We start from the raw sequence: 21745 nt of genomic DNA on the forward strand, positions 1-21745 counted from the left end.
TCCATTGTAGCACGTGTGTAGCCCAGGTCATAAGGGGCATGATGATTTGACGTCATCCCCACCTTCCTCCGGTTTGTCACCGGCAGTCACCTTAGAGTGCCCAACTGAATGCTGGCAACTAAGATCAAGGGTTGCGCTCGTTGCGGGACTTAACCCAACATCTCACGACACGAGCTGACGACAACCATGCACCACCTGTCACTCTGTCCCCCGAAGGGGAACGCCCTATCTCTAGGGGTGGCAGAGGATGTCAAGACCTGGTAAGGTTCTTCGCGTTGCTTCGAATTAAACCACATGCTCCACCGCTTGTGCGGGCCCCCGTCAATTCCTTTGAGTTTCAGCCTTGCGGCCGTACTCCCCAGGCGGAGTGCTTAATGCGTTTGCTGCAGCACTAAAGGGCGGAAACCCTCTAACACTTAGCACTCATCGTTTACGGCGTGGACTACCAGGGTATCTAATCCTGTTTGCTCCCCACGCTTTCGCGCCTCAGCGTCAGTTACAGACCAAAGAGCCGCCTTCGCCACTGGTGTTCCTCCACATCTCTACGCATTTCACCGCTACACGTGGAATTCCGCTCTTCTCTTCTGCACTCAAGTTCCCCAGTTTCCAATGACCCTCCACGGTTGAGCCGTGGGCTTTCACATCAGACTTAAAGAACCGCCTGCGCGCGCTTTACGCCCAATAATTCCGGACAACGCTTGCCACCTACGTATTACCGCGGCTGCTGGCACGTAGTTAGCCGTGGCTTTCTGGTTAGGTACCGTCAAGGTACCGGCAGTTACTCCGGTACTTGTTCTTCCCTAACAACAGAGTTTTACGATCCGAAAACCTTCATCACTCACGCGGCGTTGCTCCGTCAGACTTTCGTCCATTGCGGAAGATTCCCTACTGCTGCCTCCCGTAGGAGTCTGGGCCGTGTCTCAGTCCCAGTGTGGCCGATCACCCTCTCAGGTCGGCTACGCATCGTCGCCTTGGTGAGCCGTTACCTCACCAACTAGCTAATGCGCCGCGGGCCCATCTATAAGTGATAGCCGAAACCATCTTTCCGCTTTCGAACATGTGTTCAAAAGCATTATCCGGTATTAGCTCCGGTTTCCCGAAGTTATCCCAGTCTTATAGGCAGGTTGCCCACGTGTTACTCACCCGTCCGCCGCTCAAGCAACAAGAAAGCAAGCTTTCTTGTGCAAGCGCTCGACTTGCATGTATTAGGCACGCCGCCAGCGTTCGTCCTGAGCCAGGATCAAACTCTCCAATAAAGAGTAAGATTAGCTCTTAGGTTTAAAATAAACGTTGGCTAGTTTCAGCTTCTTAAAGAAAGATAGCCTCCACTATAATTATTTGTTGACGTATGATTTGTTTAGTTTTCAAAGTGCAATTGTGTAAAATTTTATTGGAGCGGGTGATGGGAATCGAACCCACGACAACAGCTTGGAAGGCTGTGGTTTTACCATTAAACTACACCCGCATTTATTATTGTAATTTTACTTAACTTTCCTGCCCTATCTTGGCCTTACATGCCTCTAACTCTTCTTGATTATTCATAGATGATTAATCGTCGAGGCAACTCGTTGATAATTCATAGGAGCAAGGCTCGTGGCTGTGGTTTTACCATTAAACTACACCCGCATTTATTATTGTAATTTTACTTAATCTTCCCTGCTCTATCTTGGTCGTGCGTAACAACTCATGGTCGGGAAGACAGGATTCGAACCTGCGACCCCTTGGTCCCAAACCAAGTGCTCTACCAAGCTGAGCTACTTCCCGATGTATGGCGCGCCCGAGAGGAGTCGAACCCCTAACCTTTTGATCCGTAGTCAAACGCTCTATCCAATTGAGCTACGGGCGCATCCTATCCGAAAGACAACTTAATCATTATATCACAATAACAATCTGATTGTCAACAATTCTTTCAAAACTTTTTGGTGCGGCCGAGAGGACTTGAACCTCCACGGGGTTGCCCCCACTAGGCCCTCAACCTAGCGCGTCTGCCATTCCGCCACGACCGCATTATTCTAAAGAAGCGATAAATAATATTATACGCAAAAAGAATATTATTTTCAAGTGGTAATTAATGATGCGGGTGAAGGGAGTCGAACCCCCACGCCATGCGGCGCTAGATCCTAAGTCTAGTGCGTCTGCCAATTCCGCCACACCCGCAGACTATTATTTTTGCACTTGCAAAATAATAAAAAGTTTTTACTGACGTATATTAAGGAAAGTTATTTCTCCTCCGTCGAAAAAACTTTGATGAGCCATGAAGGACTCGAACCTTCGACCCTCTGATTAAAAGTCAGATGCTCTACCGACTGAGCTAATGGCTCTAAACTAAATAAGTGCAACTGCCAAATTCTTTAAGGCATCTGTGATGTCACCATCTCAGAAGGAGCATTCAAATAACGGATCGACTGGAATAAGATAACAAATTCAAAAATGAATTTACCTGGCTGCTGTACCGTTCTAAGCAATCACTTCTAAAAAATTGGCTGGGCTAGCAGGATTCGAACCTACGAATGACGGAGTCAAAGTCCGTTGCCTTACCACTTGGCTATAGCCCAATATTAAAAAGCAATGGCGGTCCGGACGGGACTCGAACCCGCGACCTCCTGCGTGACAGGCAGGCATTCTAACCAACTGAACTACCGGACCAATGTTTTTTCACTATCGTGAAAATAACTTTCCTTTGTCTTTTTCGACGTAGGAGAAAATAGCTTTCCTTCCTTTTTTCACACTAGTGAAAATGACAATTTTCCGCGTGAGCAAAATCTTTTCAATGAAATAAAGGAAACAGGTTGAGAAGAATTGGTGACCCGTACGGGATTCGAACCCGTGTTACCGCCGTGAAAGGGCGGTGTCTTAACCGCTTGACCAACGGGCCATTAAAAATATAATGGCGGAGAAGGAGGGATTTGAACCCTCGCGCCGCTCGCGCGACCTACACCCTTAGCAGGGGCGCCTCTTCAGCCTCTTGAGTACTTCCCCACAATCCAAAATGGTGGCTCCGCGGGTAGGATTCGAACCTACGACCGATCGGTTAACAGCCGATTGCTCTACCACTGAGCTACCGCGGAATAAAAAATATTCGTTCCTAAGCCCACTATCCCTTACCGATTGTCCTCATCTCAGAAAGACAAACCAAGCAGCAACTCGATGAGTACAACTCGCAGCACTTTCATGATGCTTTGCTCGTTGCTCTACCACTTAGCTACCGCGGAATAATGTGTTTTATACCGTCTCTCTTTTGTCGACTCTTCATATTATAATGAGATGTTATATCCAAGTCAAGAACAAAAATATAAGTAATTTCGACTTACACCTTTGTGCGCGGAAATATAAATTAACATCCTTTTTTCGAAATGTCAACCATTCATTTGGATAAGTTTACCTCGGCACTTTCCGCATACATATCGTAATACATCTACAGCTCTCTTTCTTTTAAAAACCTGACCACAATTGGAGCATTTATAAACATGTAGCTTATAACTGCGTTTTCTCTCCGGACCATCGGGCAATACGTTACAAAAACGGGGAGCTCCAACCTTTTTTAAAAGCTTTTTAAAGTCAGCATCGCGATGCCGATAGCCCTTTCCCTCCAAATGAAGATGGTAGTGGCAAAGCTCGTGCTTAATAATGCCGATTAATTCTTCCTCACCCAATTGTTCCAAATACCTTCGGTTTATTTCAATGTTATGAGATTTCAATAAATAGCGGCCACCTGTTGTACGCAAACGATTATTAAAAATCGCTTTATGTTTGAATGGCCTCTGGAAAAACTCCAGTGACAACTTTTCAACAAGCCCTTGTAGTTGAAATTCCTCCATAAAACGTATTCCTCTCCATTATAAGTAAACATGACAACCCATTATAGCATACATTGTATATACCCTTTGAATTTTAAAACTGGGAGGTCTCACCATGCCAACTTGGTTCCAAAATCAAATGCAAAGAGCCTTTCTTGAGAAAAACCGTCATCAAATTAAATTGCTGAATCAATGCTGGTTCTTTTACAGAAAAAAACACTGCTCCTGAACATGTACTGTTTACAAGCAATAAATTACGATACATCCCCTAATGCTTGAGCCATTGATAAAACACTTTTTTGGCTCATTTCGTGTGAAACCTAGTTTCACATACCTTTCAGCATAACTGAAAGGGTTCCATAAAGCGATAGGAGAAATCTCGTTTTCTCCCATCGTTTTATGGAGTCAGAAAGCAACATCGACATTTATAAGCCTAATAAATGAATTCTTTTTGACCGACCAAGATTCTAATCATTCAAAAAACCAAGGCCGTCAATAAACAAGCTACACAACTCTCATCCGAATCGTGCAGCTTGTCATTTTGCGCCACTATTCCTGTGGTGACAGCATTGTCAAGGCAACTCTTCCTTTTTTCACATCAACAGATTCCACCCATACAGTTACGACGTCACCAACTGAGACAACATCGAGCGGATGCTTGACAAATCCTTGTTTTAATTTAGAAATATGGACAAGGCCGTCTTGTTTCACACCAATATCCACAAATGCCCCAAAATCGACGACATTTCTCACTGTTCCCTGGAGCTCCATACCTGCTTTAAGATCTTCAAGTTTTAATACATCTTTTTTTAACAAAGGTTTTGGAAGATCATCTCGCGGATCGCGTTCAGGACTCATTAACGCATCAATAATATCCTTTAACGTAAGCTCCCCTATTTCAAGCTCTACAGAGATATCCTTTATATTAACCTTTGACAAAACGGTTTTTAACGCTTCTGAACCAAGATCATTCGTTGTAAATCCAAGATTGCTCAAAAGTCGCTTTACTTCAGGATAACTTTCCGGATGAATGCTTGTACGATCAAGCGGTTCAGTTCCATCGATCACTCTTAAAAAGCCAATTGCCTGCTCATAAGTCTTCGCACCCAATCTCGGAATTTTCTTTAACTGCTCCCTTTTACTAAACTTGCCTTCTTCATCACGCTTTTTAACAATATTATTAGCAACTGCTTTAGACAGCCCAGCTACATATTGCAGCAATGAAGCAGATGCTGTATTCACATTTACTCCAACCTGGTTAACAGTCGTCTCCACCACGAAAGTGAGTGATTCATTCAATCTTTTTTGCGAAACATCATGCTGATATTGCCCAACTCCAACAGACTTAGGATCGATCTTCACCAATTCCGCAAGCGGGTCTTGAAGTCGTCGAGCAATTGATACCGCACTTCTTTCTTCAACCTGAAAGTCAGGAAATTCTTCACGAGCGATATCGGATGCTGAATAGACACTAGCACCGGCTTCATTTACAATTAAATAAAAAATCGCCTTTTTTTGTTCCTTTAGTATATCTGCGATAAATTGTTCTGTTTCCCTTGATGCTGTACCATTTCCAATGGCCACAACCTCAACGTCATATTGATTCAGGATCGCTTCAACCTTTTCTTTCGCTTCCTTCGGTTTGGCACTTGGAGGGTGCGGGTAAACAACATCTATTTTTAAAACCTTTCCTGTTTCATCCACGACAGCGAGCTTGCAGCCTGTGCGATAGGCCGGATCCACTCCAAGCACGACTTTTCCTTTTAACGGTGGTTGCAGCAATAGCTTCCGCAAATTCTCTGAAAAGATATGGATGGCCTGTTCTTCCGCTTTTTCCGTTAATTCACTGCGAATTTCCCGCTCAATTGAAGGTTGAATCAAACGTTTATAGCCATCTTCAATCGCCTCTGCTACGAGCTGAGCCGTAATGGCAGTTGTATTTTTAATCCATTTTTTATTCAAGTAAGTTAAAATACGCTCCACATTCGGCTTAAGAGAAGTCCTTAAAATTTCTTCCTTTTCCCCACGATTTAACGCTAAAATACGGTGAGGGACAATTTTATGGACTGGTTCAGAATAATCATAGTACATTTCATAAACATTCTTTTCATCTTTTTCTGCATCTTTAATGGAAGATTCAATAATGCTCGACTTGAAGGTTTCCCTTCGAATCCATTTTCGCCCCTCAGCATCATCCGAAACCGTTTCTGCAATAATATCCTTCGCACCAGACAATGCCTCATCTACTGTGATAACTTCCTTTTCCTCTGATAAAAATTCTCTTGCTTTTTCCTCTATTGACCCAGCAGTCGGAAAAGTTAATATCCAGTCCGCAAGTGGCTCCAACCCTTTTTCCTTTGCAACAGTTGCCTTTGTTCTTCTTTTTTGCTTATAAGGACGATATAAATCCTCGACCTCCTGCAATTTTAGCGAAGCATCGATTTGTCGTTTGAGTTCCGGAGTTAGCTTGCCCTGTTCTTCAATCAAACGAATAACTTCTTCTTTTCTCTGCTCTAAGTTTTGTATGTAATTCCATCTTTCCATGATATTTCGTATTTGAACTTCATCAAGAGCGCCTGTTTGCTCTTTACGATAACGGGCAATAAACGGGACCGTATTGCCATCATTCAGCAAAGATATAACATTTTTTACTGATATAAATGATATTGCTTGCTCTGCAGCGATCATTTTTAAAATAGGTTCTTGCATATCCATTGTTTGCTCCACGAAACGTTCCTCCAACATTTATGATATTGTCGCCTTCTACTTATTCTAACAAAAGTAAGAAACCGATTGCACATCTGAAGGTCAAAGTGTTTTTGCCACAGCCGGTCGCAAACTGCGAGAACACAGAAATAAGGAATTTGCAGACGGAAAACAACCGCTTTTCAAATTAAGCAAATAACCTATTATCCCTAGCGTGGAGGCGGTCGAGTGCCATTCACTTTTACCTTTTCATTTTTGGTTCATTTTGTGTGATGCCAAAGTTTCACACGTCTTATTAGTGATGCTAAATGGTCCTCTGATTCCATGAAGCAATGAGAGAAAATAAGCCAAAAATCAAAACCGGCGTATAAAAAAGCACCTGGGACCTCTTCTTATGTTGAAGCGTGAGGAATAACAGGTACTCATTTAATATAATTTCCCAATGATAAAAGTCGCATCATCAGCGAAAGGAAATGGCCTATTTTTAATATCTTCCGCAATGCTGCTCAATGATCTGATTGGATTCAGCAAATTTTTTAACCCATTGAAATGAAAGCCATCCGAATAAATTAAAAAAGTTGAATATTGCTCATAAGCATAATTCTGTGTTCGAAAACTTTGCGGCCTACCAGATAAATAACCCGTTACTGGCAGCGGATATGTTAATTTCCCGGATGAAGAGTAGAGGAAAAAGCGGATATTCCCTACACAGCTATAAACAAACTCCCTCTTTGAGAAATATACTTTAAAAATAGCTACTGCAGCTCCCCTTTTTTCTGCTAATTCTGCATTACACCTCTCCATCATCGTCTCTACATCTTCATTGTGGTATTGCTTGACGATTGCTACGACAGCGGTAGCTGATTCATAGGCACTTTCTCCACTTCCGAGTCCATCTGCTAATACACAGACAAAATAATCTTCTGTACATAAATAAAAATAATCATCCCCGCACTGCACATTGCCTTCTTTTGTTCGTTGATAAGCGAATACTTCAACATCACCTGTAACGTAATGTTTCATGAATGACACTCCGTGTTAGTATCATCTGCTAATATCGCTTCTTTTAATTTTTTTATTGCTCTGCGCTGCAACCTTGACACATGCATTTGTGAAATACCCAATTTCTCGCCCGTCTCCTTTTGGCTTAAATTATCTAAATAGGTGTACTGAACAATTTCCCTTTCCCGATCTGTCAACACGTAGAGAACCTTTTCCAGCACCAATCTTTGATTGACTTTTTCATACCCTGAATCTTCTTTTCCTACAATGTCTAACAGGGTGACCGTACCGCCGTCTGAATCGGCTTCAAAAGTGTGATTAATCGACAAAGCTTGATAGCTTTTCCCCATTTCCATTGCTTCTAACACATCTTCTTCCGATACATCTAACGCTTGTGCAATCTCATAAATTTTTGGTGAGCGGTGAAGCGTTGTTGTCAACGACTCAACTGTCTTCTTAATTTTTGGTCCAATTTCTTTAATTCTTCTGGGTACATGAACACTCCACGTTTTATCCCGCAAAAACCGTTTAATTTCTCCAATGATAGTTGGAACAGCAAACGCTTCAAAGCTTTTACCCACTTTAGCATCATAACGTCTAATCGCTCCTAGCAATCCAATAACACCGACTTGAACCATATCCTCATGATAGGAGCGTCCCTTTGAATACTTTCGAGCAATATGTTCTATTAAAGGTTTATAATGCAGAACGAGTTTCGCCTGCGCTTCCTCGTCTTCATAAAGCTGAAAGGATTGAATATACTCATCTATCTCCTCTTTTGTTAGCTGATTAGGGTGAGATTGTTTTTGCACCACTCTCCACCTTCTCTCCCTCCAGGTATTTCGTCATTAAGACGGTTACACCTTCGTTGTGGTGAAATTCCACCTCATCCATCAATGTTTCAATCAGGTAGAGGCCTAATCCTCCCTCACGCATATACTCAATTGATTCTTTCTCCTGATCATACGGACCAATTTTTTTTCTTAATTCTTGCAAATCAAAGCTGGTCCCGCGATCAGCAACAATAATTTCCAACCGATCCTTATAAAGACTATAGCCTATCGATACTTCCCCTTTTTCTTGAGATTTATAGGCATGCTGAGCGGCATTCGTACAAGCTTCACTAACCGCAATCTTTAAATCTTCAATTTCATCGTATGAAAAACCCATTCTTCCAGCAATACCAGAAGCTGTAAGCCGGATGACTCCCACATATTCAGGCTTAGCAGGAATTTTCATCTCGATATAATCATAAGGTTGGCTCATTCTTTTTCACCTTCATTCTGACTGTTAATATCCATGATTTCTGCTAAACCAGTGATCTCAAATAATCTTATAAGACGCCTTGATAAGCCAATAAGTTTCAAATCACCATCTTTGGAACGAATGCTTTTAAAGACCCCGACAAATACTCCTAATCCTGTACTATCCATGTACCCAACATCAGTCAAGTCCACTACCATATTCACCTGCTCTTGTTCAGAAAGTGGAAAGAGGGTTTCTCGAAGTTTCGGGGCTGTATAAGCGTCTATTTCACCAGCTAATGTCACCTCTAGCAAGTTGTCATGTTCCATTACCTCTATTTTGATGTTCATAACCGACCTACCTCTCCCCTTATCAGTCTTATTCTCAATTACCCTTTACCGTAAATATTAAACACGTCTTTTAATAATAATGAGGGTAAAATCATCTCTTAATTGAAAATCTTGCAATTTCTCCAGATCTTTAAAGATGTTGTTGACAATTTCTTGAGCGGAACAATGAATATATTTTCGAATGTAGTTAAGCAAGGTTTCTTTTTCTACAAACCCCTCATCCGTGCGACACTCTGTTACACCATCCGACAACAAAATAATCATATCGCCAGGATGAATATTCTTTTCATACTGTCTGTACTTTGTCTTCTTATCAATCCCAAGCATAAGCCCTTTGGCATAAATCTCGGAAAACTCCTCATTTTTCCCATCGTAATAAAAACCAGGCTCATGACCTGCGGAAGCATATGAAAAGACGTGCCGTGCATAATCGTACATCCCATAAAACATCGTTATAAACATGCTCCGATCGACATTCTGTTCGACCACCCGATTTAAATTTTCCAATAGCATGCTCGGCTCATTCCGATTAGCGGGGATGCTGTCCATTGCGTACTTAATCATCGACATGCATAAAGCGGCAGGTATCCCCTTTCCAATGACATCGGCAATGGCTATACTGATGCAGTCATTCTCGTCCTCTACAAAATTATAATAGTCTCCGTTCATCAATCTTGCCGGTACACTTATCGCTCCGATGTCGAGCCCTTCAACTGAAGGAATCTTGGTCTCTAATAGGGTCTGTTGAACATTTGCTGCAATTTCAATTTCTGATCTAAGTTCTTTTTGCTGATCGCGCAGACTTTGGTGCTCTCGATAAGCAAAGCCGTATCCAAGCATAATCTCTAGTAAAATATCAAAGGAATGCACAACATATTCAGGCATATCCGGATATATTTCTTGTAAAATCATTTTATGTAAGCTAATGATCTCTTCAGGAGTAACCTGATTTTCGATCGATTTTCTACTGAATTTTTGTCCTATGTATAATGTTGATTCTGATTGTTCTTTTATATATTTCGTTAGAATGTCTCGATATTTCGCTTCCATCACTTCACGAAAAGGCATACAACGTTCCCCCTAGCGGATCCATTTAGTTGCAACTATTTCTGTTCCTTTTCCTTTGGATGATACAATATCGAATTCATCCATTAGTCTTTTAACTCCAGGTAATCCGGCTCCAAGTCCACCGGAAGTTGAATATCCATCTTCCATCGCCAATCGAATGTCATTAATCCCAGGTCCATTATCTATGGCTACAATTCGCAATCCCGCATGTCCCTTATCGTAGATCTTTTCGATACATACCCGGCCCTTGTTTGCATAGATAAAAATATTTCTTGCTAATTCACTAATAGCTGTAGTTATACGCGCTTGGTCGACAATGCCAAACCCAAGCTCCTTAGCAACATTTCGGCCTAATTGCCTTGCCGCAACGATGTCCCATTCAGTCTGGATATTTACGCAGGATTGGTTTTCCATTCAATTATTCCCCCAATTCCTGTTGTAATTTCTCCAGGCCCTTTTCTAAGTCTAAAGATGTCATAACATCATTCAAACTAATTCCTAGCTCGATTAATGTAATGGCTACGGCTGGCTGGATACCGGTAATAACCACTTTAGCTCCCATTAGCTTTGACATACTAATGACATCTCCTAATACTTTGGCAATGAACGAATCAATAAAATCGATGGAGGTAATATCTATAACAACTCCACTTGCCCCTATTTCATGAATTTTATGTAAAAGATCCTCTTGGAACTGCAGAGCTGTCTGATCGTCTAACTCCCATTGGATCGATACAAGCAAACAATCATATAATTTCAAAATGGGAATTCTCACGATTTTTCACCTACTTGTATGATTTTCTTATTCATTAACTCTAACGCCGCCTCCATCCCTTTTTTCAATGTATTTTTCGTAATAATTTGATTGAGGTCGATACCCAAATTGACAATCGTTTGGGCGATTTCAGGACGTATGCCCACAAGCATGCATCTTGCTCCTACCAACCTTACAGCATCCGCTGCCTGGATGATATGATGAGCTACCATCGTGTCCACAACAGGAACCCCCGTGATATCAATCAATACCACTTCGGAACGATGTTTGACGACTCCATTCAGAAGATTCTCCATAATCTGCTTTGCCCTTTCGGTATCGATTGCTCCAATCAATGGCATCACCGAAATTCCATCAAATACAGGGATTAGCGGTGCTGATAATTCTTGCAGAGCAATTTTTTGCAATGACACGGTTCGCTCCCACGTAGTCGAATAAATATTTACCACTTCATTCGTCATTGGATTTGTCCAGCGATCGATACCATAAAAAAGCTTCATTTCATCCTCTTTGCTAACAAGCTTTTCCTCTTTAATTCCTTCAAAAACAAGCGAAGCAAATACCTGAATACCTTCGGTTACAAAGCTTAGGGGCCAGCCAAGCTTCACGACTTTTTCAGCAAAATCATGCAAGCGCTCACTATATTCGTCATTTGTATCATTTAAATTCGAGCTAACCATTTCCACAAATTCACGGCTTGTGCTGACGAACACTTGGTTGGAGACAACCTTTAGCACACGTTCATCTGATTTCTCCTTCATCCGTTCAACCCATTCTTTTAAAATATATTCCTTTTGCTCCTGTATGTATTTATTAATAATCCTGTTCATGTTCTCATCTCCCATCCGACTTCTTCTTTTATTTTTATGATATCAATTGTCAGAACTTGAAACAATTTGATATTGGTCCCACTAAAGATGGACATTTATTGTCCTTACGACCTGCCCGCTTCTACACTAAGACTGTTTTATTTACCCATTTTCTCATTAAATAAACTCCTTCAAAAGGACTATTATAAAAGCAAAACTGACTATTGAAAGTCCATTTATAGAAAAATTTTTTGACACTAATACTTATGATGAAGCTAATAAAAAATATGGTGTTTCTAGTATGGGAGTAGGACAAAGTGAGGAATTTTTAGCTGTTGGCATACAATGACATTAAATATAAAGACGAAGTTCAGCAATACTTTGAAAGATACCTTTCAACACTTAGCATTACAACTTATATAAATAGATGTATTTTTATATGATGATGATTAAAAATTTGGGCTAGTTAATGAGGTTTTCTTTGTAATTAGCTGCATTGTCTGATGAAATTTACTTTTACAAGTAAAGATTTCTGACGGGAATAATAACAAGATATACTCCATATACCACTGCAGAAGTAGAACCACTTATTAAAGACGGTGGCTGTAACTAAATTTATACTTTCTAACCTATAAAAAAGGACAAGTTTTTCACTTGTCCTTGCAGCACACAGTATGATGAAAGATTTCATTGTAGCACGGAATTGCCCCCTCAAAAAAGGAACAAAATGACTCATAATTTACGTAAAATGGCTCAAACTTATAAGACCCCTTCCTTTAAGAAGAGCTAAATGGTGTAAAAAAACGCTCTTTTTTGCAAAGAGCGTTGTATATCAAAATTCATCTCGGTGAATTCAGATCAGATTTCATTATAGTGTTATTTTATTATTTATTCAAAACCTGAAACATCCTCCACAGATCGTGTAATACCCGGGTTAAAAACTTCCCATTTAGTCTATTTCTTTTTATTGAAGAAGGTTAAAATTCTATGAGACCTAAGCTTATTTGTAATGCTTCGTCCACTTTTTCCATCATCTCGTCATCAAGATGGGTAATCTTATCGGTTAATCGTTGTTTGTCAATCGTTCGAATTTGTTCCAACAGGATTACAGAATCTCTCTCAAACCCATATCGCTTCGCATCAATCTCAACATGTGTAGGCAGCTTTGCTTTTTGAATTTGTGCGGTAATTGCTGCAATAATGACTGTGGGACTAAAACGATTCCCGATGTCGTTCTGAATGACAAGGACTGGACGGACACCACCTTGCTCTGAGCCAACAACTGGGGAAAGGTCTGCAAAATAAACGTCTCCACGTTTAACAATCAAAGGATTATCCCCCGCTTACTAAACGTTCAACTGTGTGTTCTGCCTCATATTCTGCTTGAAAGCTTTCCGAAGCAATAGATAAATTGATTTTCGCCATTTCCATGTAACCACGTCTCATGGACTCACGAATTTGTCTCTTTTTCCGTTCGCGCAAATACATTTTTGTCGCCTGATAAATAAACTCACTTCTGTTAACATTTTCTTGTTTCACATAACCATCCAATTCAGTTAAAAGATGCTGCGGTAACTTTACCAAGATTTCTGTTGTTGCGCTGGACTCAGACACAAACATACACCTCCACCATCACTACACACCATTTTTTGTACTGTACTACCTTGTCCGTGGGGTTTCCAGTTTTTCTCTAAAGCTCTAAATGAGAAAGTCGTTTCATTCTATCTATACCATATTTTATAATACCATCAATCCACCTAGATGCAAAGGCAATTCATGAATTCTTCTGTATTATCGACCAAAAAAAGCAATTTTTATGCATAAATCATGATAATTCACTGACTAAAGGCATGTTAATGAAGAATAGCATTCTTCATATCAACCTGTTTGCCCGCCTGTATATACACCCTAGGCACCCGATTAGAGATCATGCAAGGAATTTCATAATTAATCGTTTCCAGTTTATCTGCAATCTCATCGATGGATATCATCTCCCCTTGGTTTACCCCAATCAATGTAACAATGGTTCCAACTGGTAACTCAAAGGGAAGCTTTATCATACATTGATCCATGCATATTCTACCCACTATGGGTACTCTCATACCCTCAATGAGCACTTCCTGTCCTTGAAGTTTTCGCAACCACCCATCTGCGTATCCAATCGGAACAGTGCCAATCCATTCTTCCTCCTTCGCTTCATACGTAGCACCGTAGCTAACCTTCTCACCAGGCAGAAGCTTCTTCACATGAATAAGCTTTGTCCGTAATGAAAAAGCAGGCATAAGCTGAAAAGGTAGCTCTTCTTTAATTGCTGGAGAAGGAGTTAAACCGTACATTGCAATTCCATAGCGAATACCATTCAAATACGGAGCGATGTTTCGCAGCGCTGCTGCACTGTTGCTAACATGGAGCATCTTCGGTCTTGTTTGAAACGCATTTACCAGCTCCTCAAACCGTTGCAGCTGCAGCTTGAAATAATGTAATTCAGGGCTGTCGGCCGTCGCAAAGTGGGTGAATACGCCCTCTAGCTCCATTCTCTTATCGTCCATAATAAGAGCCTCAATCGACTGTACAGTTGGACACTCTCGAACACCGATTCGTCCCATTCCTGTATCCAATTTAAGATGCAGCTTAATAGTCACATCTTCAGCCAATTGAGCTTGTGCCTCTCTGACCCACTCTTCTTGAAAAAATGTCAACGTTATATTGTTTTTTCCAGCGATATTAATATATTCAGCCCTCGTAGCTCCTAATACTAAAATCGGATCATTGATTCCTTTTTTTCTTAGTGCTAATGCTTCATCAAGAAAGGCTACCGCTAAATAAGATGCACCGCCCTCAATTGCCGCCTTTGCAATTTGTATATCCCCATGTCCATAGCCATTTGCTTTAACAACCGCCATTAACGCAACATCCTGCGGAAGCAAGGATTTCATTTGTTGCACGTTTTCTTTTACGCAATCTAAATCGATTTCTGCCCATGTATCCCGATAAAATTGATTCTGCTCTTCCACTGTTCCACTTCCTTCGATTCTCCGTACATGCTATAAGACAAATTATCAAACTGAAAGTGCAGAATGTCAAATAAGAAAAGCATTGGACCTTAAAAGAGTAAGCAAAGAAGGACCGCTCTTGCAAAACTACCCTTTTTATTGCCGTAGTAGTTCGTTTAAGGAAAAAATCGCTGCTTATTTTCAAACTTGGCAAGGGGTTCTTGTCCCGTCATTTTTCACATCAACAGCTTTTTATAATGAAAACGAAAAAGCCCTTCATCACAGAAGAGCCTTTTCTTGAGAAGATTCGATTATTTCACCATGTCTCCCTGAACTTCAACAGAACGGGCAAGCATTAACATTTCTTCTTCCGATAAATCTTTAGATGCTAATGTATAATCCACACCCTGATAAGTCCAAGTTAATGAGTTTGAGGACAGTGCCCCGATCGTGAAACCGAGATCGACCGGTTCCCCACTTACAGTTGTAGCAGCCATTGTAGTTGGGACCACCGTTGCTTTTTCTTGAATGAGCGTAAAGGATTTTTCCCCATCATATGTTAAAATTACTCTTTTTCCATTCTCCGTCTCTATCGGCTTTTCTTCAATAAGCGATACATCTGGAATTTCAGCAGTAGGGTATTTAACAGTAAATTCCTTATCGCCAAGGTCTGCCATTACTGGTACTTCTAATTGAGCACCTGTCATGTTTTTCGCCATGTCAAAGTCCTTTTTCTCAAAGGCTGCATTGAAATCGGCATTGGAAAATTCAACTGTGACAAGTGCATTTCGATCAGAGTCCATCACTTTTACGGATACTGGCGTTAAATCCTTTTTATTAAGTGTAATTTCCTGTAATGGGAGCATCTTATTATTTTGATAGCGTGTTTTAGTTTCAAACACATAATGCTCTTTGGTTGAAGTAAACTTCGCTTCCTTGTCCTCGATAATATCTTCAACCAATGATTCGTATAAATAGGCTTGACTGCTGTTTTCTGGCCAATCACTTTGGAAACGGAAGCTCTTATTTAATGCTGGCGTCAACACAAAGACTCCATCATCATTGCGAAGAATCATTTGGCTTTGATCCTTTTGGGCATTTTTCAAATCCACGCGATAGTAGGTAGGTTCCTTATGCCAAATTTCCACATCATAACTTTGAGGCTCAGCTCCCATCTGCAAAGTCATTTTCGCCTTAACTTTGTACCCTTTTAGTTGTTGAAGCTTTCCATTCAAGTCCTTCACAACATCCTCCTGTGATTTTGTCCCACAGGCAGACAATACTAGCATCGCCATCAGCCCAGCGAGAAGCAATACAACCCATTTCTTCATCCTTTCAACCCCTTTGTCTCATTTAAGCGTAGTTAGCTTCAGTGTTTGGAGAGAAAAAGACAGGCATTAGACATTGTAATCTTCTCGCCTACTTGTCTCCCCTATCGCACTATGAATATATGAGACAACCTTCAGGAATATGACGAGCCTTATGCGATGCTTATTAAATTTTTTCGATAACAACCTGTGCAACCGCGTATTCTTCACTGTGTGAAATAGATAAATGAACCCCTTCATTAAAAGGTTTTCGTATTACCGGCTTGCCATTTCTGTCAGCAGCAACCTCAATATCAAGAAATGATAAATTTTTACCGATTCCTGTACCAACTGCTTTAGCAAAAGCCTCTTTTGCAGCAAATCTCCCTGCTAAAAATTCAATTTTCCGTTTCCCTTTAAGAGCCTCAAATCGTTCTTTTTCGAATGGTGTCAAAATCCGCTCGGAAAACCGCGGCTGTTTCTCAATTATTTTTCCTATTCTGTCTAATTCCACAATGTCAATTCCAATTCCAGCAATCATCAACATCTTCCTTCTCATTTTTATAACCAGACAAACATATTATGTTTATATATAAACCTTTAAATGAAAATAGGTCTACGGCGAGCTTCTTTCTCAAATAACGTATATAATGTACATGTATGCAAATGGGAATAATCGAACTATATTTCCTAAACTAAGGAGGTTTTATTTTGTTTGTCCGAACGGAAAGCTTCAAGGAGTTTATCCGCTACTATCCTGTCGTTTCTGTTATTATTTTCTTACACATCATGATTTACATGCTCACTTCAATACCAGCTATCTTCCCTTCGGCTTCGATCTTCGAGAGCTTAATGGGCGTTAATCTTTATATTGTTCAAGGAGAATATTGGCGTCTCGTAACACCTATTTTTGTCCACAGCGGCATTGCTCATATGCTTTTTAACAGTTTTTCACTTGTTTTGTTCGGCCCTGGCTTAGAAAGAATCCTCGGAAAATCTCGTTTTATCCTTCTGTATTTAGCAACAGGAGTATTAGCCAATGTTGCCACGCTCATTTTGAAGCCCCTTACCTATACCCATGTTGGTTCAAGCGGCTCCATCTTCGGCTTATTCGGCATCTACCTTGCCATCGTGTTTTTAAGGAAGGAATTAATGTCACGCCATAATTCTCAAGTGATTTTAACCATTGCGGTCATTGGAGTCATTATGACCTTTCTCCAGCCGAATATCAATATTACTGCCCATATTTTCGGCTTGATAACAGGCTTTATTTTAGGTGCCATTCAAATTGGCAGAGGTAGAGCATTGACAGAATCGATTCGAAATATTTCATTGCGGCGTTCCAGTTACTCCGCAGGCAAACGACAGTTCCATGCAAAGCATCTAATTTGGATAGCTATCGCTTTACTTGCACTGCTCGGTTTATTAGGTGGATTCTAGAAAAAAAGCGCCTGTTTATCCGGCGCTTCAGAGTGTAAACAAAAACCCCAAAATATTAGATAGCAGTTACCTTCAGGCTAATTGAAAACGTTTGTCTTTCGAGGCGCAAAGCCTTGGAGGAGCGGAGTTACCATAGTAGGTAATGAGCACCTGACAAGGCGAAGCAACGAAGAAAGTGAGCGTTTGTCAATAGCCTGGAGCGCCTGTTTATCCGGCGCTTTTTTCATCTCTTGAATACCAATGATAAATCGTTAACACATCTTCTTCCTCTAAGTCAACGACACTGCCCCCAGCTCCGGAAAGTCCGGACATAACTGTGGCACCGATCGTTGCCAAGTCTCTTTTTCGCTGAAAATGGCTTTCCTTCATCGATAATGACTGTATTTTATTTTTTTGCATAAGAACTGTATTCTTAACGATGGAGCGATAGGACAGCTTTAACTGATTTTCTTCCAAGTGCCAGCCGGCATCTCGATAACATAAGTACCCCCATAATGCCAAAAACGGTAGAAACACAAGTGTTAATAATCCCCATAATTGAAAGAAGTAAAGACAAATAGGGACAACTGGAATCAATATAAGCGTTCCTCGAATGATATATCGTTTTAGCGCCCTTTTTGGTGCTGGTGTTACTTCATTGGAGACAATATAGCCTGGAATATTCTCTTCAATAATGTCACGGATGCGTGTTTTTTTAATAAAAGGAAGAATATTAGCTGAAGAACCTTCCGTATCACCTACTGAACCGCCAGCACTTTCAATATAAACACTTGCATAGCCCAATGGCTGTCTTAGCAAATTTTCACTAATCCTGATCCCCTGGATGCGGTTAAGAGGAATGGTTAACTGTCGTTTTTCTAACAGACCTCTTGTTATAATTAAATCATCATCCACTTTTTTCAATATGAAATTTCCGTATTTCAGGATCATTCCAACAACAGCCACAATCCATGCCAGAGCAAAACCAAGAAAAACAAGAATACTTACAAAAACAACCCCGCTTGAAATGATCTCTTCTATCTCATGAAAAACCGTTTCATACGGGATAATCTCCTCGAACTGGAAGATAAAAGCAAAGACGGCAGAAATCACTACCCCTACTCCACCTGACGTAGAAGCTAGTAACAACAATTCTTTCATCGTAATTTTATATAAGACTTCCTCCTCTAGCTCAGGGACATCTTCTGCTTCTAAGCTTGGATCTATTCGTCCATTAGCTCGACTTTTTTGAAGAATATCATGAATTTCATTTGCTTCGTTCTTTGTAATCGCCGTTAATACCGCCTCAGCCTCTAAACCGTTTGATCCGGCTGTTTCCACTTTAACTTTTACGAGACCGAGCGGACGATGAAGGAGCCCTTCTGAAAAATCCAAACTCTGAATACGCTCGAAAGGAATGTATCTTTTTTTGCGCACAAATAGACCATACTCGATGCGAAGCTCATTTTCTTCAATTCTATATGTATAACGAAGCCAGCTAATGATTCCTGAAGCAATAATGATCAATAAGACAACTCCCACTCCAATGAGTGGAAGCAACCCCATACCTGAGCCTCTGCTTCCAAAGACAACAATGAGTAGAAAAGGAATAATTAATTCTTTGAACATTTTAAGGGCATTCAACATTGCCGTTATCGGGTGCAGTCGTTTCGGCTCAAACATCCTCATCAGCCACCCTTGCCAGCTTAGAAATAAACACCCTTAATTCCTCTGCTTCATCAAGCTCTAAAGCCGGTATTTCATGGACGGTCGCAGCGGTTGAAACCGTAACAGTCGCTAACTTATATTTTCTCAAGAGCGGTCCTTGTACAGTATCTACGTGCTGAACACGAATCATTGGTACCAATGTTCTTCGAGTAATGAAAATTCCCTGTTGCAGCTCAATTTCCTGTTCTCTTACTTCATAACGCCAACGGCGCCATCTTATAGTTGGCAATAGGAAGATCATTAAATATACAAAAACAATGAGTACAAGTGCAGCAATTGCGATAATCCATATTGGCCAATCAAAAATAAGGGTTAACCCCGTCGTGCCACCACATAGCAAAAGCATAAAGATGCTGTAGATCGCCCCTGTTATCCGCCAAACAGGTAACGCCCGTTCGGAAATTCGTTTTTGTGGTTCTAATAACATAAAAATATCCTCCTAAAGCTATAAATGCCCATACTTAATTTAACTCGTGTACTTAAAAAGAGGGCATTTTTAATGTAACACAAAAATATGAATATAATCTTTATACGAAGGGAGAGGGATTTAGTTTCAATTTTGCAAATTCAGTGTTGTTCCACCTGTCCAGAAATCATTGTACCATAGGCTTTTATCCGTGAGGATTGCTTCATTTTAACCTAAGGAAAATAGCCTCTCGTCCTCAGACCCTTTTCACTATCGCTCTTAAACGAAGAGGAATCAAATTGACTGGACATAAAAAGCTCCCCCTAAGGCAAAACAGATTTTTATTTTGAATCTGTCAACCTAAGGGGGAGCATATCAATTTGGATCGCTATTAAAAATTGCCACAGCTTCTCCCGACTTACTTATAGCTGTTTGTTCTTGATTTATTATTGCTGCTTTGCCGTCTTCCACCTTGCCCCTGACCTTGCCCTTGTCTTGGCTTGTAGTTACCACGCTTACGGTCACGCGAGTCAAATTTTCCTCTTCTATCATTGTTCGGACGCTTATCTCTTCTTGATGGAAGCGGTTTTTCTTCCGTTAGCTTAACAGGTGTTGTATCCGGCTCTTTTGTTAACATTTTTAATACAGCCGCTACTACAGTGGTTGCATCCTGCTGCTCTAACAATTCCTCAGCAGCATGTTTGTAAAATTGAAGATTATTAGAATCAATCGATTGCAAAATTTTCTCCAATACGGCTTTTTGCTGTCCTTCTAAAGCCTCATCCAATGTCGGCGGCTTCATCTTATCCATTTTTCTCTTCGTCGTTCTTTCCACAACGGCAAGATAAGACTTTTCACGCGGAGTGATAAATGTCATCGCCACGCCTTCTTTACCAGCACGTCCTGTACGTCCAATACGGTGAACATAGCTTTCAGGATCCTGTGGAATATCAAAATTATAAACGTGAGTGACACCGGAAATATCCAATCCACGTGCTGCCACATCAGTCGCAACGAGCACATCAATTGAACCTTCCTTAAACTTTCGCAAAACAGATAAACGCTTCGCCTGACTCAAGTCTCCATGGATTCCTTCTGCCATATACCCACGTAAGTTAAGAGCCTCTGATAATTCATCAACACGTCTTTTTGTCCGACCAAATACAATTGCAAGCTCTGGTGTTTGAATATCTAAAAGTCTTGTTAAAATATCAAATTTGCTCTTTTCTTGTACTTCTAAATAATATTGCTCAATTAATGGCACTGTTACCTCTTTCGTTTTTACGCGAACGACTTGAGGATTCTTCATGAACTTCTCAGCCATTCTTTGAATTGGTGCAGGCATCGTTGCTGAGAACAAAAGCGTTTGGCGCTCTTCAGGTGTTTTTGAAAGGATCGCTTCAATATCTTCAATGAAGCCCATATTTAACATCTCATCAGCTTCATCGAGAACAACGGTATGAATGTTTTCTAAGCGAATGGTTTTGCGATTAATATGGTCAAGAATACGTCCTGGTGTTCCTACAATGATATGTGGATGGTTTTTCAACGCTCTAATTTGGCGATTAATATCTTGGCCCCCATAAATCGCAAGAACCCGTGCTCTTTTTCCATAGCCAATTTTATAAAGCTCTTCAGATACTTGAACAGCCAATTCACGGGTCGGAGCAATAACAATTCCTTGAATCACGTTAGAATCCTTATCAATCTTATCAATCAAAGGAATTCCAAATGCAGCTGTTTTTCCTGTACCAGTTTGCGCTTGCCCGATCAAATCTTTATTTTCTAAACTTAATGGAATTGTTTCTGCCTGTACTGGAGTTGCCTCCTCAAATCCCATTCTTTTTAATGATCTCATTGTTGCCGGGCTAATACCTAAATCTTCAAACTTCGTCAATGTTTTTCATTCTCCTTCTTCTTTAGAAAACTGCTTAGCGCCTTCAAACTATTCTAACATCCTTCACGATAATTAGAAAAAATCAACCAGTCATCCAACTAAGCGAGAGAAGCTAGGGACTTACGATGGGATGACATGCCTTCCCTCCTGTGGAGAATCTACATTTCACATACATTTCCCCATATCTCTCCTAAATATCTATCCGAGATTCCAACCTGTTATCTAAATTCATTTAGAAACCAA

At 40.6% G+C, this 21745-nt stretch carries 20 protein-coding genes, 11 tRNA genes and 1 rRNA gene; 2 read left to right on the forward strand and 30 right to left on the reverse strand.

Annotated elements, in window-relative coordinates:
* The 13 genes from NST02_RS00005 to NST02_RS00065 form a co-directional block, all read right to left on the reverse strand.
* Window positions 1-1256 (reverse strand): 16S ribosomal RNA (locus NST02_RS00005); the annotation flags it as partial.
* A 135-nt stretch (window positions 1257-1391) separates the two neighbouring features.
* Window positions 1392-1465 (reverse strand) — tRNA-Gly (locus NST02_RS00010).
* A gap of 222 nt (window positions 1466-1687) precedes the next feature.
* Window positions 1688-1764: transfer RNA gene (locus NST02_RS00015), tRNA-Pro, on the reverse strand.
* 5 nt (window positions 1765-1769) lie between these two features.
* Window positions 1770-1846, reverse strand: a tRNA-Arg gene (locus NST02_RS00020).
* A gap of 74 nt (window positions 1847-1920) precedes the next feature.
* Window positions 1921-2006 (reverse strand) — tRNA-Leu (locus NST02_RS00025).
* A 69-nt stretch (window positions 2007-2075) separates the two neighbouring features.
* Window positions 2076-2157: transfer RNA gene (locus NST02_RS00030), tRNA-Leu, on the reverse strand.
* Window positions 2158-2248: 91 nt separating this feature from the next.
* Window positions 2249-2321, reverse strand: a tRNA-Lys gene (locus NST02_RS00035).
* Window positions 2322-2480: 159 nt separating this feature from the next.
* Window positions 2481-2555, reverse strand: a tRNA-Gln gene (locus NST02_RS00040).
* A gap of 14 nt (window positions 2556-2569) precedes the next feature.
* A tRNA-Asp gene (locus NST02_RS00045) sits at window positions 2570-2646 on the reverse strand.
* A gap of 154 nt (window positions 2647-2800) precedes the next feature.
* Window positions 2801-2875: transfer RNA gene (locus NST02_RS00050), tRNA-Glu, on the reverse strand.
* Between the two features lie 13 nt (window positions 2876-2888).
* A tRNA-Ser gene (locus tag NST02_RS00055) sits at window positions 2889-2979 on the reverse strand.
* A 14-nt stretch (window positions 2980-2993) separates the two neighbouring features.
* Window positions 2994-3068 (reverse strand) — tRNA-Asn (locus NST02_RS00060).
* 288 nt (window positions 3069-3356) lie between these two features.
* A complete protein-coding gene (locus tag NST02_RS00065) occupies window positions 3357-3818 on the reverse strand; it encodes a SprT family protein (RefSeq protein ID WP_095311793.1) in 462 nt (153 codons plus the stop codon).
* 94 nt (window positions 3819-3912) lie between these two features.
* On the opposite strand from NST02_RS00065, the gene cmpA reads away from it, so the two are divergent.
* Window positions 3913-4026, forward strand: a complete 114-nt coding sequence (cmpA, locus tag NST02_RS00070; protein ID WP_087946650.1) for a cortex morphogenetic protein CmpA — start codon at window positions 3913-3915, stop codon at window positions 4024-4026.
* 320 nt (window positions 4027-4346) lie between these two features.
* Here the strand turns inward: cmpA and NST02_RS00075 are convergent, their stop codons facing one another.
* From NST02_RS00075 to acpS, 14 genes are all read right to left on the reverse strand, one after another.
* Window positions 4347-6524, reverse strand: coding sequence for a Tex family protein (locus tag NST02_RS00075; protein ID WP_095311791.1), 2178 nt, complete (start codon window positions 6522-6524; stop codon window positions 4347-4349).
* Window positions 6525-6929: 405 nt separating this feature from the next.
* Complete coding sequence (locus NST02_RS00080) at window positions 6930-7526, reverse strand: PP2C family serine/threonine-protein phosphatase (protein ID WP_095311789.1); 597 nt, start codon at window positions 7524-7526, stop codon at window positions 6930-6932.
* Window positions 7523-8317 (reverse strand): RNA polymerase sigma factor SigB, encoded by a 795-nt coding sequence (gene sigB / locus NST02_RS00085; RefSeq protein ID WP_095311787.1) that lies wholly within the window; start codon window positions 8315-8317, stop codon window positions 7523-7525. Before sigB ends, NST02_RS00080 begins: the two co-directional genes overlap by 4 nt.
* Window positions 8295-8771, reverse strand: a complete 477-nt coding sequence (rsbW, locus tag NST02_RS00090; protein WP_095311785.1) for an anti-sigma B factor RsbW — start codon at window positions 8769-8771, stop codon at window positions 8295-8297. The genes sigB and rsbW overlap by 23 nt, the downstream gene beginning before the upstream one ends.
* Window positions 8768-9100 carry an anti-sigma factor antagonist gene (locus NST02_RS00095; protein WP_095311783.1) on the reverse strand — a complete coding sequence of 111 codons (333 nt, stop codon included), beginning with the start codon at window positions 9098-9100 and terminating at the stop codon, window positions 8768-8770. The genes rsbW and NST02_RS00095 overlap by 4 nt, the downstream gene beginning before the upstream one ends.
* 57 nt (window positions 9101-9157) lie before the next feature.
* Window positions 9158-10168 carry a PP2C family protein-serine/threonine phosphatase gene (locus NST02_RS00100; RefSeq protein ID WP_095311781.1) on the reverse strand — a complete coding sequence of 337 codons (1011 nt, stop codon included), beginning with the start codon at window positions 10166-10168 and terminating at the stop codon, window positions 9158-9160.
* A gap of 12 nt (window positions 10169-10180) precedes the next feature.
* A complete protein-coding gene (locus NST02_RS00105) occupies window positions 10181-10582 on the reverse strand; it encodes an anti-sigma regulatory factor (RefSeq protein ID WP_095311779.1) in 402 nt (133 codons plus the stop codon).
* Window positions 10583-10586: 4 nt separating this feature from the next.
* A complete protein-coding gene (locus NST02_RS00110; RefSeq protein ID WP_095311777.1) occupies window positions 10587-10943 on the reverse strand; it encodes an STAS domain-containing protein in 357 nt (118 codons plus the stop codon).
* Window positions 10940-11773 carry an RsbT co-antagonist protein RsbRA gene (locus NST02_RS00115; RefSeq protein ID WP_095311775.1) on the reverse strand — a complete coding sequence of 278 codons (834 nt, stop codon included), beginning with the start codon at window positions 11771-11773 and terminating at the stop codon, window positions 10940-10942. Before NST02_RS00115 ends, NST02_RS00110 begins: the two co-directional genes overlap by 4 nt.
* A 956-nt stretch (window positions 11774-12729) precedes the next feature.
* On the reverse strand, window positions 12730-13080 hold the full coding sequence (gene ndoA, locus NST02_RS00120; RefSeq protein WP_019156408.1) for a type II toxin-antitoxin system endoribonuclease NdoA: 351 nt from the start codon (window positions 13078-13080) through the stop codon (window positions 12730-12732).
* Between the two features lie 4 nt (window positions 13081-13084).
* Complete coding sequence (locus tag NST02_RS00125) at window positions 13085-13366, reverse strand: CopG family ribbon-helix-helix protein (protein WP_095311795.1); 282 nt, start codon at window positions 13364-13366, stop codon at window positions 13085-13087.
* Window positions 13367-13605: 239 nt separating this feature from the next.
* A complete protein-coding gene (alr, locus tag NST02_RS00130; protein WP_212934195.1) occupies window positions 13606-14766 on the reverse strand; it encodes an alanine racemase in 1161 nt (386 codons plus the stop codon).
* Window positions 14767-15056: 290 nt separating this feature from the next.
* Window positions 15057-16076, reverse strand: coding sequence for a LolA family protein (locus NST02_RS00135; RefSeq protein ID WP_095311771.1), 1020 nt, complete (start codon window positions 16074-16076; stop codon window positions 15057-15059).
* Window positions 16077-16239: 163 nt separating this feature from the next.
* Window positions 16240-16593: a holo-ACP synthase gene (gene acpS, locus NST02_RS00140; protein ID WP_095311770.1), complete on the reverse strand. Its 354-nt coding sequence runs from the start codon at window positions 16591-16593 to the stop codon at window positions 16240-16242.
* Window positions 16594-16763: 170 nt separating this feature from the next.
* Between acpS and NST02_RS00145 the strand changes: the two genes are divergently transcribed.
* The gene (locus tag NST02_RS00145; RefSeq protein ID WP_340947548.1) at window positions 16764-17492 is read left to right on the forward strand and encodes a rhomboid family intramembrane serine protease; all 729 of its coding nucleotides are present in this window, start codon (window positions 16764-16766) and stop codon (window positions 17490-17492) included.
* Between the two features lie 207 nt (window positions 17493-17699).
* Here NST02_RS00145 and NST02_RS00150 read toward each other — a convergent pair whose 3' ends face one another.
* The 3 genes from NST02_RS00150 to NST02_RS00160 all read right to left on the reverse strand — a co-directional run bounded on the left by NST02_RS00150 (window position 17700) and on the right by NST02_RS00160 (window position 21463).
* The gene (locus NST02_RS00150) at window positions 17700-19154 is read right to left on the reverse strand and encodes a PH domain-containing protein (protein ID WP_212934194.1); all 1455 of its coding nucleotides are present in this window, start codon (window positions 19152-19154) and stop codon (window positions 17700-17702) included.
* Window positions 19147-19626, reverse strand: a complete 480-nt coding sequence (locus tag NST02_RS00155; RefSeq protein ID WP_095311762.1) for a PH domain-containing protein — start codon at window positions 19624-19626, stop codon at window positions 19147-19149. The genes NST02_RS00150 and NST02_RS00155 overlap by 8 nt, the downstream gene beginning before the upstream one ends.
* Before the next feature lie 397 nt (window positions 19627-20023).
* Window positions 20024-21463, reverse strand: a complete 1440-nt coding sequence (locus NST02_RS00160) for a DEAD/DEAH box helicase (protein WP_408014807.1) — start codon at window positions 21461-21463, stop codon at window positions 20024-20026.
* Window positions 21464-21745 lie beyond the last annotated feature (282 nt).

Source organism: Robertmurraya sp. FSL W8-0741 (assembly GCF_038004005.1).
In the GTDB taxonomy this organism is placed as follows: domain Bacteria; phylum Bacillota; class Bacilli; order Bacillales; family Cytobacillaceae; genus Robertmurraya; species Robertmurraya siralis.